Source organism: Streptomyces sp. NPDC039609 (genome assembly GCF_055596705.1).
Genome location: NZ_JBVIUJ010000005.1, coordinates 381,603 through 396,750, shown reverse-complemented (window position 1 = coordinate 396,750; position 15,148 = coordinate 381,603). Strand labels below are relative to the sequence as shown.

Genomic DNA, 15,148 nt, shown 5'->3' with positions numbered 1-15,148 from the left:
ACTCACGACCGTACGACGGGACCGGCCGGAGGGCTTCCCGGCTCGGGACGTTCCGGGCGGGCGGCCTGGCGCGGCAGGTCGAGCGCCGCCGCCGAGTCGCAGTACTCGCGTACGGCGCTGGTCCGCGCCACCACGCGGCCCCGGTGCACCACGATCCTGCTGTACGCCAGGGACAGCACGCCAGAGAGGCGCTCACCGCGCACCGCGAGCAGCTCGGCCGGGAACCCGGCCTCCACCCGTAGCTCCGGGAGCCCCATCGCCGTACGGGCCGTCGCGCTCACCGCCCCGTAGGCGTCCTCGGCCGGCAGTCCGCCCAGCGAGGCCAGCAGATACGCGGCCTCCAGCGGATCCCCGCGCCCCACCGGGTTGGAGACGTCCCGCAGCGCCCCGCCGCCCGCCGCGAGCCGTACGCCCGCCGCCCGCAGCAGCCGGACCGGCGCCGCGCCGCGCAGCTCGGTCGCGCCGCAGCCGCCCTGCGGGAGACAGACCACCGTCACCCCGGCCGCGGCCAGTTGGTCGGCGGCCCGTCGCGCCACCTCCGACGGCAGCCGGGACAGGCCCGCGCACGGGCCGATCGTCACCCCCGGCCGCAGTCCGCCCGCCATGGCCGCCAGCCGGGCGAGCCGCGCCGGATCGTCACCGTCGGTGTGCAGGTCGACCGGGCAGCCCTGCTCCGCCGCCACCTCCAGGACCGCCTCCACGTAGCCGGCCGGGTCGGGGTCGAGGTCCGGGCAGCCGCCCACCACGCCCGCGCCCATCTTCACGGCGTCCCGCAGTATCGCGAGCCCGTCCGCGCCCGCCGCTCCCGTGAGCAGCCGGGGCACCGCGACCGTCGTGAGGTCGGTCAGGCCGCGCAGCGACCGCCGGGCCTGGAGGACCGCCTCGAGGGTCCCCAGGCCCTGTACGTCGCCGATCCGGACGTGCGCGCGCAGCGCGGTGGCGCCGTGGCCGAGTTGCAGCAGCGCGGCCTCGGTGGCCCGCCGCTGCACCTCCTCGGGGGCGTACGAGGCGGGGCCGGGGGAGTCGGCGCTGAGCGCGGTGTCCGAGTGGGCGTGCGGCTCCGCGGGGGCGGGGAGCAGGAGATAGCCGGAGAGGTCCACGCGGGCGCCGAGGGCGGTGAGGCTGCCGGCCGTGCCGACGGCCTCGATCCGGCCCCCGCCCATCCGGACGTCGACCGTCCGTCCGTCGGTGAGGCGGGCGTTGGAGAGCAGGAGCGAGGTGGAGTCGGCGGTGGCGGCGGCCCAGTCGTCGGGCGGCTGGGGCTGCTTGCTGTCGGCTGACATCGGGCTCCTCAAGGCTCCTCAAGTTCCAGCTCAAGAACAAGATCACGCAGCGTGGGGCCGAGCCTAGGGGCGCTCCGGCCGCCCTTCGAGGAGGAGCGCAATAGTCGTACTGATGAGGCCACGTGTGGCCTACGGGACGGGGGAGGAGACCGCGCGCGTGGGCGCGTGGAGGGAGGGCACGAAACGGATTTGGGCGATCGGCGGAGGACCGTGTAATGTCTTCATCGCTCGCCCCAATAGCTCAGTCGGTAGAGCGTCTCCATGGTAAGGAGAAGGTCTACGGTTCGATTCCGTATTGGGGCTCTGGTGAGAGGGAACCCGTCTTCGGACGGGATCCGGATCATCAAAGCGGTGTAGCTCAGTCGGTAGAGCAAGCGGCTCATAATCGCTGTGTCACCGGTTCAAGTCCGGTCACCGCTACACACAGTAGCCGATTGTGGGGTCGGTCCTTCGATCGGCTACTCTTTTATGCGTTCATCCGTCCATCCGTCCGTCCAAGGAGCACTCACGTGGCTGCCACCGACGTCCGCCCGAAGATCACGCTGGCCTGCGTGGAGTGCAAGGAGCGGAACTACATCACCAAGAAGAACCGGCGTAACAACCCGGACCGTCTTGAGATGAAGAAGCACTGCCCTCGCTGCAACTCGCACACGGCGCACCGCGAGACGCGCTAATCAGGCTCGTACACGAGGCCGTCCCCACCAGGGGGCGGCCTCGTGTCGTTTGTCGGCAACAAATCCAGGAGGTATCGAGTCCATGGCGCTCGACCAGTCCTTCGTGGGCCGGACCTATCCGCCCACCGCGGCTTACGAGGTCGGCCGCGAAAAGATCCGCGAGTTCGCCGAGGCGATCGGCGACGCGAATCCGGCCTACGTCGACCAGGAAGCGGCGAAGACGCTCGGTCACCCCGATGTGATCGCCCCGCCGACTTTTGTGTTCGCGATCACTTTCAAGGCCGCGGGGCAGGTCATCGAGGACCCGCAGCTGGGCCTGGACTACAGCCGTGTCGTGCACGGCGACCAGAAGTTCGCGTACACCCGGCCGGTGCGGGCGGGTGACCGGCTCTCGGTCACCTCGACCATCGAGGCGATCAAGTCGATGGCCGGCAACGACATCCTGGACATCCGCGGTGAGGTCCACGACGAGACCGGCGAGCACGTCGTGACCGCGTGGACCAAGCTCGTGTCGCGCGCCCCCGAGGAGGCCTGAGGATGACCGCGAAGATCGCTTACGACGAGGTCGAGGTCGGCACGGAGCTGCCGGCGCAGTCCTTCCCGGTGACGCGTGCCACGCTGGTGCGGTACGCCGGTGCCTCCGGTGACTTCAACCCGATCCACTGGAACGAGAAGTTCGCCGTCACCGTCGGCCTGCCGGACGTCATCGCGCACGGCATGTTCACCATGGCCGAGGCGATCCGCGTCGTGACCGACTGGGCCGGCGACCCGGCGGCCGTCGTCGAGTACGGCGTGCGCTTCACCAAGCCGGTGGTCGTGCCCAACGACGACGACGGTGCCCTGATCGAGGTGAGCGCCAAGGTGGCGGCGAAGCTGGACGACAACCAGGTCCGGGTGGACCTGACCGCGATGTCGGCGGGCCAGAAGGTCCTGGGCATGTCCCGGGCCGTGGTCAGGCTCGCGTAGCGGTACTGATTGCCAGGAGGGGGCGGCCGCGGAACGCGGTCGTCCCCAAGCCTCCTTGGATCGGGCCCCGACGTCCCCTTGACCAAGTTAGTGATTGAGTACTAACTTAGTCACATGGTCAGGATGAGTGCGGAGGAGCGGCGCGAGAGCGTCATCCGTGCGGCGATGAGGGAGTTCGCCCGCGGTGGCTACTACGGCACCTCCACGGAGGCGATCGCCAAGCGTGTCGGCGTCTCGCAGCCGTACCTCTTCCGGCTCTTCCCCGGAAAGAAGGCCATCTTCCTGGCGGCGTCCGAGCGCTGTCTGGCGGACACCCGGCGGGTCTTCCGGGAGGCCGCCGAGGGGCTGACGGGGGAGGAAGCCCTGCACGCCATGGCCAACGCCTACACCCGGCTCATCGCCGAGCAGCCGGACCGGCTCCTGATGCAGATGCAGGTGTACGTCGCGGTGGCCGCCGCGGAGGAGGCCGGTGACCACGAGTTCGGCGAGGCCGTCCGGGCCGGCTGGATGGAGCTCTGGGAGACCGTCCACCTGCCGCTCGGCGCGGACGTCAGCGAGACCACGACCTTCCTGGCGTACGGCATGCTCGTCAACACCCTCGTCGCCATGGGATTTCCGCCCGAGCACCGGGTCTGGGAGGGGTTCTATCCCTCCGCCCGTCGCCTCGGCCGTCTGGAGAAGTAGCGCCATCAGGTGTGATGTGTACCGGCTTTTCATGATCGCGAAAGTTAGTCATCAATAACTAACCTGAGTCTTGAGGGGCAGTAATGAACCAGCCAGCAGCCCGCCGCGGTTCCGCCGCCTGGGCCCTCGTCATCACCAGCGTCGCCGGCTTCATGGCGGCCCTCGACAACCTCGTCGTCACCACCGCCCTGCCCTCGATCCGCGAGGACCTCGGAGGGGCGCTGCACGACCTCGAATGGACGGTGAGCGCGTACACCCTCACCTTCGCCGTCCTGCTGATGTTCGGCGCGGCCCTCGGAGACCGTTTCGGCCGCCGCCGGCTCTTCGTCGTCGGACTCGCGGTCTTCACCGGCGCCTCCGCCGCGGCCGCGCTCGCCCCCGGCATCGACGCGCTGATCGCCGCGCGCGCCGTCCAGGGCGTCGGCGCCGCGATCATGATGCCGCTCACCCTCACGCTGCTCACCGCGGCCGTGCCGGCCGCCAAGCGCGGCATGGCGTTCGGCATCTGGGGCGCCGTCAACGGCCTCGCCGTCGCCTCCGGGCCGCTCATCGGCGGCACGCTCACCGAGCACATCTCCTGGCAGTGGATCTTCTGGCTGAACGTTCCGCTCGGCCTCGCGCTGCTGCCGCTCGCCCGGCTGCGCCTTGCCGAGTCCCACGGCACCGGAGCCCGCCTCGACCTCATCGGCACGCTCCTCGCCAGCGGCGGCCTGTTCGGCATCGTGTACGGGCTGATCCGCGGCCCGATCGACGGCTGGACCTCCATGACCGTCCTCACCGGACTGATCGCCGGCGCCGCGCTCATCGGCGGATTCATCCACCACGGCATCCGCGCCAAGGCGCCGATGCTGCCCATGCGGCTCTTCCGCAACCGCGCCTTCTCCGGCATCAACGCGGCCAGCCTGCTGATGTTCCTCGGCATGTTCGGCTCGATCTTCCTGCTCAGCCAGTACATGCAGGGCGTTCTCGGCTACTCGCCGACCGAGGCGGGACTGCGGATGCTGCCCTGGACCGGAATGCCGATGATCGTCGCGCCGCTCGCGGGCGCCCTCTCCGACCGGATCGGCGGACGCCCGGTCGTCGCCGCGGGCCTCGCCCTCCAGGCGCTCGGCCTCGCCTGGTTCGCGCTGGTCCTGACCCCCGACGCCTCGTACGCCGTCCAGCTCCCCGCCCTCGTCGTGAGCGGCATCGGCATGGCGCTGTACTTCGCCCCGGCGGCCAACCTCGTCATGTCCAGCGTCCGCCCGTCCGAGCAGGGCATCGCGTCCGGCGCCAACAACGCGCTGCGCGAGGTCGGCGGCGCGCTCGGCGTCGCGGTCATGGCCTCCATCTTCGCCGCGCAGGGCGGATACGACTCCGGCCAGAGCTTCGTCGACGGCTTGGTACCCGCGCTGTGGGTCGGCGCGGGGATGGTGGCCCTGGGCGCGCTGGCCTCCCTCTTCATCCCGAGGCACCGGGCGATGTCGGCGACCCTGGCGAAGGACCCCGAGGAGCGCCCCCTCGCCGCCGTGTGACCGACGCGGCGGCGCGCCCGTCCGCCCCTCGGGCGGGAGGTGCGGAGCAGGGCAGGCGCCGTGAAGCCGGACGCCGCCGGGAGATCCGGCGACGTCCGGCCTTTGGCACGTCGGTGGAGGTCTTCGGCGAGTTGGCGGGTCGGGCCTTCGGCGGGTCGGAGTCTGGTTCTCCGCCGGGCGGTGGTCCGGTCTTCCGGGGGTCCGCGTCGGGCCTTCTGCGGGTCGGCGGGTCGGGCCTTCCGCGGGTCGGGGTCCGGTCTCCTGCCGGGTGGGCTCGGGCTTCGGGGGATCGGAGTCCGGTCTCCCGTCGGTCGGTGTCCGACCTCCGCGGGTCCGCGTCGGGCCTTCCGCCGGTCGGAGTCCGGTCTCCTGCCGGGGTGGGATGTCGGGTTTCCGGGGATCGGAGTCCGGTCTCCCGCAGGTCGGTGGCGGGCGTTCCGCGGGTCGGTGCCCACACTTCCGGCGCGCGGGCTTCGGCCTTCCGGGGGACCGTGGCCGGCCCTCTGGCCCAAGGGCTGTCCCCTCGCCCGGCGGGCCCCGGGGCGAGGGGACAGGCGGCCGGCCCGGTGGGGCCGGGGCGGCAGCCCGTCCCCGCGTCGCACGCGGAATGAGCCCGTACTCTTGAGCGCGTGCAGGAACTCCACGACGCCCCCCTCGCCCCCCTGACCACCTTCCGGCTCGGCGGTCCCGCGGCTCGGCTCGTCACGGCCACGACCGACGACGAGGTGATCGCCGCCGTCCGCGAGGCGGACGCCACCGGCACTCCGCTGCTGGTCATCGGCGGCGGATCCAACCTGGTCATCGGGGACAAGGGCTTCGACGGCACCGCCCTGCGCATCGCGACCAAGGGATTCGCCCTCGACGGGACGAAGCTGGAGCTGGCCGCCGGCGAGGTCTGGACCGACGCCGTGGCGCGCACCGTCGAGGCCGGGCTCGCCGGCATCGAATGCCTGGCCGGCATCCCCGGCTCGGCCGGTGCGACCCCGATCCAGAACGTCGGCGCGTACGGCCAGGAGGTCTCCGCCACCATCACCGAGGTCGTCGCCTACGACCGCCGGGCCGACGAGACGGTCACCCTCACCAACGCCGAGTGCGCCTTCTCGTACCGCCACAGCCGCTTCAAGGGCGATCCGGACCGGTACGTCGTGCTGCGTGTCCGCTTCGAACTGGAGGAGGCGGCGGGTCTCTCCGCGCCGATCAAGTACGCCGAGACCGCCCGCGCCCTCGGCGTCGAGGCCGGCGACCGCGTCCCGCTCGCGCAGGCCCGGGAGACCGTCCTGAAGCTGCGGGCCGGGAAGGGCATGGTCCTGGACGCCGACGACCACGACACCTGGTCGGCCGGCTCCTTCTTCACCAACCCGATCCTGACCGCGGGGGAGTACGAGACCTTCCTCGCCCGGGTGACCGTGCGGCTCGGCGCGGACGTGACCCCGCCGGCCTTCCCCGCCGGGGACGACGGCGCGGTCAAGACCTCGGCGGCCTGGCTGATCGACAAGGCCGGCTTCACCAAGGGGTACGGCTCCGGCCCCGCCCGTATCTCCACCAAGCACACCCTCGCCCTCACCAACCGCGGCGAGGCCACCACCGAGGACCTCCTCGCCCTCGCCCGCGAGGTCGTCGCCGGCGTCCGGGACGTCTTCGGGATCACGCTCGTCAACGAGCCGGTGACGGTCGGCGTCAGCATCTGAGCATTCCGTGGAACCCTCCGGGTTCCCCAGGTTGTCGAGTGGGTGACAGGCTCCCGGGAAGCGGGGGCCGCACGCTCGCCGAGGGGGAACGGTGGAGGGGACGGGCCCACCGGATTTCGCCGCATTCGCGGAGTCGGCGTACGCCTCGCTGCTGCGCACCGCCCGGCTGCTGACCGGTGATCCGCACGCGGCCGAGGACCTCGTCCAGGCCGCGCTGGTCAGGGTCTATCTGAGGTGGGGCGGCTCGGCCCGCTGGGACTCGCCCCAGGCGTACGCCCGCAAGGTCGTCGTCAATCTCTACGCGACCTGGCGCCGCCGTCGCTGGCACACCGAGGTCGTACGCCCCGGGAACGACAGCGCGCCGGACACACATGACATGGCCGGCGGCGCCGACGCGCGCCTCGAGCTGGCCCGTGCGCTCGCCGCACTGCCCCGCGCGCAGCGCGCGGTGGTGGTGCTCCGCTTCTACGAGGACCTGTCCGTGGAACAGACGGCCGAGCTGCTCGGCTGCTCGCCCGGGACGGTCAAGAGCCGGACCAACAGGGCCTTGGAACGGCTGCGCGCCGGGGGCGCGCTCGCCGGATACGCGGGAAGGGGCGCGTGATGGACGACGCCGAGAACTCCGACTCCGACAACTCCGTCTCCGAGGATCCGCTCTCCCCGGATCTCCTCTCCCGGGACCTTCTGTCCGAGGACTCCCTGAGGAACGGGCTGCGCGATCTGGCCGCCGACGGGGGCGCAGGGCCGGCGCCCGTCGCCGCGGTCGTGGGGCGTGGGCGGCGGATCCGGCACGTGCGGCGCTCGCTCGCCGCCGGCGCTGCGACGCTCGTGGTGGCCGGCGGCTCGGTCCTGGGCGTCCGCTGGGCGGAGCCGTCGCCGCCGGCGCTGCCCTCGGGCCCGACCGCCGGGCCGGCCACGCCCGCGTATCCGTACGAGGGGAAGTACCGGCCCCAGCCGCCCTCCGGCCCTGACGACCCGCTGGACACCGGCCCACGCGTGCCGGTGGAGGACGTCCGCTACCGCTACGACCTGTCCGCCGTCTGCGACCTGCGGTACGCCGTCTTCGGCGGGCGGGTGTGGGAGCGGGACGACGGCGGATCGTCGGCGACGGTGAGGTGGGCGGCGGACCGTATGCGGGGCTACATGAGCTGGACGGACGGCCGCCACTCCCGCTCCGAGCCGGACACCGCCGTCTTCGAGACGGACACGCCCACCGCCCTGCCCGCGCTCCGCTTCCGCCCGCTGGCCGGGCCCGCGCCGGAGTGCCTCGGCCGGGAGCCCGAGCGGCGGTACGGGGACGCCCCGGCCGCCACGCTCGGCCCCGACCGGCCGGTCCGGGGCGTCCGCTACCCGTACGACATGACCAAGGAGTGCGGGATGCGCTACGCGGTCTTCGGGGGGAGGCTGTGGCGGGTCGAGGACGACGGCGGCCGGACGCAGACGATCGTCGACTGGGTGAACGACCTTCCGCTGGCGGCCTTCATGACCCTGACCTCCGAGCGGACCGCGGTCCTGGAGTGGCCCGCCGGGGCCGAGGAGACCCCGCGGACGACCACGTACCGGCCGGCGGAGGCCCGGGGCGACGACTGCGCATAACCGTGCGCTGCTTGGACGTCCGATGGACACGGCCGTCCCTGCGCTGTCCGCCGCGCCCGGTCGTCACCGTTCCGGCTCAGTACGCCACCCCCACGCCCTGCTTCACCGTCGCCGGGTCGTTGATCATCGCCAGCATGGCGTGGGCGACGTCGGCGCGGGCCAGGGAGCGGCCGCGGGGCGGGTTGCCGCCGACGACCGAGCGGTAGCGGCCGGTGAGCGGCTTGTTCGTCAGCTTGGGCGGGCGTACGGACGTCCAGTCCGTGGCGCTCGCCGCCAGGTCGCGCTCCATCACGCGAAGGTCGTCGTAGATGTCCTTCAGGGCGGAGTTGACGATCGCGAGCACCGTCTTGTCGAGGACGGTCTGTCCGTCCGGAGTGGGGCCGAGCGGTGCGGCGCTGACCACCAGCAGACGCCGGACGCCTTCCGCGTCCATGGCGGCGAGGACCGAGCGGGTCAGCTTCGTGGCGACACCGGCGTCCGCGCGGCTGCGCGCGCCGAGACCGGACAGCACGGCGTCCCTGCCCGCGACGGCTCCGCGCAGGGAGTCGGGGTCCCTGAGGTCGGCCCGATGGACCTCCAGCCGCTCGCCGGTGACCGTGAACCGTGCCGGGTCCCGTACCACCGCCGTGACCTCGTGGCCCGAGGCCAGTCCCTGACGGACGATCTCCTGGCCGATGCCACCGGTCGCACCGAAGACTGTGAGCTTCATGGCGCACCCTCCTTGGGGTGGGTAAGTGTTCACTCACCCCTAGAGTGAGTGTGTACTCACCCTTACGTCAAGCCAGTTGGAGCAGCCATGGAGAAGAAGCCCACCCGGGAACGGATCCTCGACGCGGCGCACGAGCTGTGGACCACCGTGGGCCTCGCCCGTACGACCACCAAGGAGATCGCGCGGGGCGCCGGCTGCTCGGAGGCGGCGCTCTACAAGTACTTCGCGGCCAAGGAGGAACTCTTCGTCGCCGTCCTGACCGAACGACTCCCCAAGCTGGCACCGCTGCTCGAATCGCTGGCCGCCGAGCCGGGCGGACGCACGGTCGAGGAGAACCTCACCGAGATCGCCCGCCAGGCGGCCCTCTTCTACGCCGAGAGCTTCCCGATCGCCGCCTCCCTCTACGCCGAGACCCGGCTCAAGGCCCGCCACGACGCGTCGATGCGGCGGCTCGACGCCGGGCCGCACCGCCCCTTGGAGAGCCTCGACGCCTACCTGCGCGCCGAACAGGCGGCGGGCCGCGTCGACGCCGGCGCCGACACCTTCGCGGCGGCGTCCTTGCTGCTCGGCGCGTGCTCCCAGCGGGCCTTCGCCTACGACGCGAAGGTCGGCAAGGAGCCGCCGCAGGACCTCGACACGTTCGCGACGTCGATCGCCCGCACCCTGGTGGCCGGGATCGCCGTACGGAAATGACGTTGCAGCCACCCCCGAGCCCCGGACACGCTGACCGCATGCGTCTCAAGTGCCGCGAATTCAGGCCCCGAACGGGGCCGCACGCGTACCGGATCGTCCAGCCCTGGCACCCGCTCCGGCACACCACGCTCAACGATCCGCTCGGCGAACGCTGGGGCTACCTTCTCGGCGACCACGACGGGCTCTCCCGGCTCGCCGCGCTCTTCTCCTTCGCCGCCTTCTCCCGGCACACGATCGTCCACGTGCCGCTGCGCGAGAGCCTCCCCAGGACCTACGCCCCGGGAACGCCCGTCGATCTCGTCCTCGCCCATGGCACACCCGGCCTGCGCCCCTCCGCGTGGCCACAGCTGCGCGCCCGGCTCCGCACGGGCGGCACCCCACTGACCATCCGCACGGACGAGGCCCGCACCGCCGCGCACGCGGCCGCCTGGGAGACGGAGTGGGAACGGCGCCACTGGCGGGCGAGCGAATGGCTGCGCCCCGCCGTCCACGCCCACACGCTCTTCCTCTTCGGCGGTCGCGACGTGTTCTCCGCCGCCGCCACCACCTTCGAGGCAGCGGCCGGCTTCGGCCCGCTGCACAAGCGCGCCGGTCAGGGGCACGACGCCCTGACCGGCTCGCTCACCCCGCTCCTGGAGCCGAGCTCCGACGGCCGGTGGGACCGCGCCGAGCTCGACATCGGCTTCCAGGCTCACCCGCCCCTGCACCGCTTCACGCCGCCGGGGCGGCCAGCCAGTCGTCGATGCCGGACAGCAGCTTCCGGCTGACATCGTCCGGGGCCGCCGAGCCGCGGATCGACTGGCGGGCCAGTTCGGCCAGTTCCGCGTCCGTGAAGGCGTGGTGGCGGCGCGCGATCTCGTACTGGGCGGCGAGACGCGACCCGAAGAGCAGCGGGTCGTCCGCGCCCAGCGCCATCGGGACCCCCGCCTCGAAGAGCGTGCGCAGCGGCACGTCCTCGTGCTTCTCGTAGACCCCGAGGGCCACATTGGACGCCGGGCAGACCTCGCAGGTCACCCCCTTCTCGGCGAGCTTGCGCAGCACCCGCGGGTCCTCCGCCGCCCGCACCCCGTGGCCCACCCGCGCCGCCCGGAGATCGTCCAGACAGTCCCGTACGGACGACGGACCCGTCAGCTCCCCGCCGTGCGGGGCCGCCAGCAGACCGCCCTCGCGCGCGATCGCGAAGGCGCGGTCGAAGTCCCGGGCCATGCCCCGGCGCTCGTCGTTGGAGAGGCCGAACCCGACCACGCCCCGGTCCGCGTACCGCACCGCGAGCCGCGCCAGGGTGCGGGCCTCCAGAGGGTGCTTCATCCGGTTCGCGGCCACCAGGACCCGCATCCCCAGCCCGGTCTCGCGCACGGCCGCGTCCACGGCGTCCAGGATGACCTCCATGGCCGGGATCAGACCGCCGAGCAGGGGAGCGTACGAGGTCGGGTCGACCTGGATCTCCAGCCACCCCGAGCCGTCCCGCACGTCCTCCTGGGCCGCCTCGCGGACCAGGCGCTGGATGTCCTCGGGCTCCCGCAGGCAGGACCGGGCGATGTCGTACAGGCGCTGGAACCGGAACCAGCCGCGCTCGTCGGTCGCCCGCAGCCTGGGCGGTGTGCCGCTGCTCAGCGCCTCCGGGAGATGGACCCCGTACTTGTCGGCCAGTTCCAGGAGGGTCGTGGGCCGCATCGACCCGGTGAAGTGCAGGTGCAGATGCGCCTTGGGCAGCAGGCTGATGTCGCGGAAGGGGTGCTCGGAAACGTGCTCCATTGAAGGATCTTGCCGCACCCGAATGGACGAATACAGCCCCTTTCCCCGATCGGGACCTTGCTAGAACGTAAAAACGGGCCCCCGGTTCCGAGAACCAGGGGCCCGCCGACATCCGCAGTAGGTGCTCAGTCGCGCGCTTCCGCCAGCAGCTTCTGGATCCGGGACACGCCCTCCACCAGGTCCTCGTCACCCAGCGCGTACGAGAGCCGCAGGTAGCCCGGCGTACCGAAGGCCTCGCCGGGAACGACCGCGACCTCGGCCTCGTCCAGGATCAGGGCGGCGAGCTCGACCGAGCTCTGCGGGCGCTTGCCGCGGATCTCCTTGCCGAGCAGCGCCTTCACCGACGGGTACACGTAGAACGCGCCCTCCGGGGTCGGGCACAGCACGCCCTCGATCTCGTTGAGCATCCGCACGATCGTCTGGCGGCGGCGGTCGAAGGCCCGGCCCATCTCCGCGACGGCGTCCAGGTTGCCCGAGACGGCGGCGAGCGCGGCCACCTGCGCCACGTTGCTCACGTTGGACGTGGCGTGCGACTGCAGGTTGGTCGCGGCCTTCACCACGTCCTTCGGGCCGATGATCCAGCCCACGCGCCAGCCGGTCATCGCGTACGTCTTCGCGACGCCGTTGACGACGATGCACTTGTCGCGCAGCTCCGGCATGACCGACGGCAGGGAGACCGCGGAGGCGCTGCCGTAGACCAGGTGCTCGTAGATCTCGTCCGTGAGGACCCACAGACCGTGCTCGACGGCCCAGCGGCCGATCGCCTCGGTCTCGGCCTCGCTGTAGACGGCGCCGGTCGGGTTCGACGGGGAGACGAAGAGGACGACCTTGGTCTTCTCCGTACGCGCCGCCTCCAGCTGCTCCACCGAGACGCGGTAGCCGGTGGTCTCGTCGGCGACGACATCGACCGGGACACCGCCCGCGAGCCGGATCGACTCGGGGTACGTCGTCCAGTACGGGGCCGGGACGATGACCTCGTCGCCCGGGTCGAGGATCGCGGCGAACGCCTCGTAGATGGCCTGCTTGCCGCCGTTGGTCACCAGGACCTGGGAGGCGTCGACCTCGTAGCCGGAGTCGCGCAGCGTCTTGGCGGCGATCGCGGCCTTCAGCTCGGGCAGACCGCCGGCCGGCGTGTAGCGGTGGTACTTCGGGTTCTTGCACGCCTCGACGGCGGCGTCGACGATGTAGTCCGGGGTCGGGAAGTCGGGCTCACCCGCGCCGAAACCGATCACCGGGCGCCCGGCGGCCTTGAGGGCCTTGGCCTTGGCGTCGACGGCGAGGGTCGCGGACTCGGAGATCGCACCGACGCGGGCGGAGACCCGGCGCTCGGTCGGAGGGGTAGCAGCGCTCATGCGGCCCATGCTCCCAGACCGCCTTCCCGCCCGGCACACAGGTTTCAGGGAGCGGACAGGAACGGTCATTCCTGGTCGTACGAGCGTCCGCGAGGGCTCCCACGTGCTTTCTGTTCGACGCGGCGCTCATGAACACGTACACTCACTGCTCGTTGGCCCGCACAGACCACATCTCACGATGCGGTAGGTTGGGGGAGCCACAAAGGGTCGTAGCTCAATTGGTAGAGCACCGGTCTCCAAAACCGGCGGTTGGGGGTTCAAGTCCCTCCGGCCCTGCTACACACACCGCCAGGATGTGTGCGCATGTACGTACTTCAATGCACCGCCGTGCGGATCCACCCGGCACGGCACTGCCATGACCCGGGATCAGGTGAGAAGCGTGACGGACGCCGTGGGCTCCATCGACATGCCTGATGCCGAGGACGAGGCGCCGGACTCGAAGAAGAAGGCCCGTAAGGGCGGCAAGCGCGGCAAGAAGGGCCCCCTGGGCCGTCTCGCGCTCTTCTACCGCCAGATCGTCGCGGAACTTCGCAAGGTCGTCTGGCCCACTCGCAGCCAGCTGACGACGTACACCACGGTAGTGATTGTCTTCGTTGTCATCATGATCGGCCTTGTGACCGTGATTGACTATGGCTTCCAGGAAGCAGTCAAGTACGTCTTCGGCTGACTTCTTGTTCCACCCCATCTGTATCCAGGAAGAAGCAGCCACCGTGTCTGACCCGAACCTGAACGAGTCCGTTTCCGAGGACGAGCTCGACATCCTCGAGGCGGCCGACGAGGACCAGGCTGAGGCTGCTGACGCCGCTGCGGGCGAGGCTGCCGAAGAGGCCGCCCTCACCATCGTGGACGACTCCGAGGAGTCCGACGAGGACGTCGAGGACGACACCGACGTCGAGTCCGACGAATCCGACGAAGACGAAGACGAGTCCGGCGAGGACACCGACGTCGAGGCCGAGCTCGAAGAGGCCGAGGAGGCCGAGGAGGCCGACGAGGAGCCCGCCGCTCCGGTCGACCCGATCCAGGCCCTCCGTGACGAGCTTCGCGGTCTGCCCGGCGAGTGGTACGTGATCCACACCTACGCGGGCTACGAGAAGCGCGTGAAGGCCAACCTCGAGCAGCGCGCCGTCTCGCTGAACGTCGAGGAGTTCATCTACCAGGCCGAGGTCCCCGAGGAAGAGATCGTCCAGATCAAGAACGGCGAGCGCAAGAACGTCCGGCAGAACAAGCTGCCCGGTTACGTTCTCGTCCGCATGGATCTGACGAACGAGTCCTGGGGCGTCGTCCGTAACACCCCCGGCGTCACCGGCTTCGTGGGCAACGCCTACGACCCGTACCCGCTGACCCTGGACGAGATCGTCAAGATGCTCGCCCCGGAGGCCGAGGAGAAGGCCGCCCGCGAGGCCGCCGAGGCCGAGGGCAAGCCGGCTCCGGCCCGCAAGGTCGAGGTCCAGGTCCTGGACTTCGAGGTCGGCGACTCGGTCACCGTCACCGACGGCCCCTTCGCCACCCTCCAGGCCACGATCAACGAGATCAACGCCGACTCGAAGAAGGTCAAGGGCCTCGTCGAGATCTTCGGTCGCGAGACCCCGGTCGAGCTCAGCTTCGACCAGATCCAGAAGAACTGACCCTCACAGGTTTCCGACCAGGTCAGAGTGGCTCTCGCAGCCGCTCTGACCTGCTCGGTTTTTAGCCGCACGTCTATACCCGTTATCGTGGTGCGGTATGCCTCCATCCGGATGACCGGATGGCGGGCTGAACACTCTCACTAGGACCCGGAGAGAGCAATGCCTCCCAAGAAGAAGAAGGTCACGGGGCTTATCAAGCTCCAGATCAACGCTGGTGCGGCCAACCCGGCCCCGCCGGTCGGTCCCGCGCTGGGCCAGCACGGCGTCAACATCATGGAGTTCTGCAAGGCCTACAACGCCGCGACCGAGTCGCAGCGTGGCATGGTCGTGCCGGTGGAGATCACGGTCTACGAGGACCGTTCCTTCACCTTCATCACCAAGACTCCGCCGGCCGCCAAGCTGATCCTCAAGGCCGCGGGTGTGGACAAGGGCTCCGGCGAGCCGCACAAGACCAAGGTTGCCAAGCTCACGGCCGCCCAGGTCCGCGAGATCGCCACGGTCAAGCTCCCCGACCTGAACGCCAACGACCTCGACGCCGCGTCGAAGATCATCGCCGGCACCGCCCGTTCCATGGGCATCACGGTCGAGGGCTGATCAGCCCCCTTGTGA

At 71.0% G+C, this 15,148-nt stretch carries 17 protein-coding genes and 3 tRNA genes; 16 read left to right on the top strand and 4 right to left on the bottom strand.

The genetic code is table 11. From position 1 onward, the window contains the following. Positions 1-2 precede the first annotated feature (2 nt). Entirely contained in the window at positions 3-1,283 is a 1,281-nt protein-coding gene (locus ACZ561_RS17175) for an amidohydrolase family protein (RefSeq protein WP_470995324.1), read from the bottom strand. Between the two features lie 230 nt (positions 1,284-1,513). Between ACZ561_RS17175 and ACZ561_RS17170 the strand changes: the two genes are divergently transcribed. From ACZ561_RS17170 to ACZ561_RS17125, 10 genes are all read left to right on the top strand, one after another. Continuing rightward, positions 1,514-1,586, top strand: a tRNA-Thr gene (locus ACZ561_RS17170). A gap of 44 nt (positions 1,587-1,630) precedes the next feature. Beyond that, positions 1,631-1,703: transfer RNA gene (locus ACZ561_RS17165), tRNA-Met, on the top strand. 89 nt (positions 1,704-1,792) lie between these two features. After that, positions 1,793-1,957 (top strand): 50S ribosomal protein L33, encoded by a 165-nt coding sequence (gene rpmG, locus ACZ561_RS17160; protein ID WP_003956487.1) that lies wholly within the window; start codon positions 1,793-1,795, stop codon positions 1,955-1,957. An 82-nt stretch (positions 1,958-2,039) separates the two neighbouring features. Then, positions 2,040-2,492, top strand: coding sequence for an FAS1-like dehydratase domain-containing protein (locus ACZ561_RS17155; protein ID WP_470995320.1), 453 nt, complete (start codon positions 2,040-2,042; stop codon positions 2,490-2,492). A 2-nt stretch (positions 2,493-2,494) separates the two neighbouring features. Beyond that, on the top strand, positions 2,495-2,923 hold the full coding sequence (locus tag ACZ561_RS17150; RefSeq protein WP_470995318.1) for a MaoC family dehydratase: 429 nt from the start codon (positions 2,495-2,497) through the stop codon (positions 2,921-2,923). A 114-nt stretch (positions 2,924-3,037) separates the two neighbouring features. After that, positions 3,038-3,607, top strand: coding sequence for a TetR/AcrR family transcriptional regulator (locus tag ACZ561_RS17145; RefSeq protein ID WP_470995315.1), 570 nt, complete (start codon positions 3,038-3,040; stop codon positions 3,605-3,607). An 83-nt stretch (positions 3,608-3,690) separates the two neighbouring features. Then, positions 3,691-5,121, top strand: coding sequence for an MFS transporter (locus tag ACZ561_RS17140; protein WP_470995312.1), 1,431 nt, complete (start codon positions 3,691-3,693; stop codon positions 5,119-5,121). Between the two features lie 629 nt (positions 5,122-5,750). Further along, positions 5,751-6,809 carry a UDP-N-acetylmuramate dehydrogenase gene (locus ACZ561_RS17135; protein WP_470995310.1) on the top strand — a complete coding sequence of 353 codons (1,059 nt, stop codon included), beginning with the start codon at positions 5,751-5,753 and terminating at the stop codon, positions 6,807-6,809. A 91-nt stretch (positions 6,810-6,900) separates the two neighbouring features. Then, the gene (locus ACZ561_RS17130; protein WP_470995307.1) at positions 6,901-7,413 is read left to right on the top strand and encodes a SigE family RNA polymerase sigma factor; all 513 of its coding nucleotides are present in this window, start codon (positions 6,901-6,903) and stop codon (positions 7,411-7,413) included. Next, positions 7,413-8,405, top strand: coding sequence for a hypothetical protein (locus ACZ561_RS17125; protein ID WP_470995304.1), 993 nt, complete (start codon positions 7,413-7,415; stop codon positions 8,403-8,405). Before ACZ561_RS17130 ends, ACZ561_RS17125 begins: the two co-directional genes overlap by 1 nt. 76 nt (positions 8,406-8,481) lie before the next feature. Here ACZ561_RS17125 and ACZ561_RS17120 read toward each other — a convergent pair whose 3' ends face one another. After that, complete coding sequence (locus tag ACZ561_RS17120) at positions 8,482-9,114, bottom strand: NAD(P)-dependent oxidoreductase (RefSeq protein WP_470995301.1); 633 nt, start codon at positions 9,112-9,114, stop codon at positions 8,482-8,484. Between the two features lie 87 nt (positions 9,115-9,201). Between ACZ561_RS17120 and ACZ561_RS17115 the strand changes: the two genes are divergently transcribed. After that, positions 9,202-9,807: a TetR/AcrR family transcriptional regulator gene (locus tag ACZ561_RS17115; RefSeq protein WP_376433614.1), complete on the top strand. Its 606-nt coding sequence runs from the start codon at positions 9,202-9,204 to the stop codon at positions 9,805-9,807. 38 nt (positions 9,808-9,845) lie between these two features. Further along, positions 9,846-10,574: a hypothetical protein gene (locus ACZ561_RS17110; RefSeq protein ID WP_470995299.1), complete on the top strand. Its 729-nt coding sequence runs from the start codon at positions 9,846-9,848 to the stop codon at positions 10,572-10,574. On the opposite strand, the gene ACZ561_RS17105 is transcribed toward ACZ561_RS17110, so the two are convergent. Together ACZ561_RS17105 and ACZ561_RS17100 are read right to left on the bottom strand one after the other, a co-directional pair. Further along, positions 10,519-11,562, bottom strand: a complete 1,044-nt coding sequence (locus ACZ561_RS17105; RefSeq protein ID WP_470995296.1) for an adenosine deaminase — start codon at positions 11,560-11,562, stop codon at positions 10,519-10,521. The two genes, ACZ561_RS17110 and ACZ561_RS17105, sit on opposite strands and share 56 nt — an antisense overlap. A 125-nt stretch (positions 11,563-11,687) precedes the next feature. After that, positions 11,688-12,914, bottom strand: coding sequence for a pyridoxal phosphate-dependent aminotransferase (locus ACZ561_RS17100; protein ID WP_470995294.1), 1,227 nt, complete (start codon positions 12,912-12,914; stop codon positions 11,688-11,690). Positions 12,915-13,117: 203 nt separating this feature from the next. On the opposite strand from ACZ561_RS17100, the gene ACZ561_RS17095 reads away from it, so the two are divergent. The 4 genes from ACZ561_RS17095 (at position 13,118) to rplK (ending at position 15,133) form a co-directional block, all read left to right on the top strand. After that, positions 13,118-13,190, top strand: a tRNA-Trp gene (locus ACZ561_RS17095). A 103-nt stretch (positions 13,191-13,293) separates the two neighbouring features. Continuing rightward, positions 13,294-13,581 carry a preprotein translocase subunit SecE gene (gene secE / locus ACZ561_RS17090; protein ID WP_137993978.1) on the top strand — a complete coding sequence of 96 codons (288 nt, stop codon included), beginning with the start codon at positions 13,294-13,296 and terminating at the stop codon, positions 13,579-13,581. A gap of 43 nt (positions 13,582-13,624) precedes the next feature. After that, the gene (gene nusG, locus ACZ561_RS17085) at positions 13,625-14,539 is read left to right on the top strand and encodes a transcription termination/antitermination protein NusG (RefSeq protein WP_470995290.1); all 915 of its coding nucleotides are present in this window, start codon (positions 13,625-13,627) and stop codon (positions 14,537-14,539) included. Between the two features lie 159 nt (positions 14,540-14,698). Then, positions 14,699-15,133 carry a 50S ribosomal protein L11 gene (gene rplK / locus ACZ561_RS17080; protein ID WP_030318720.1) on the top strand — a complete coding sequence of 145 codons (435 nt, stop codon included), beginning with the start codon at positions 14,699-14,701 and terminating at the stop codon, positions 15,131-15,133. Positions 15,134-15,148: the final 15 nt, after the last annotated feature.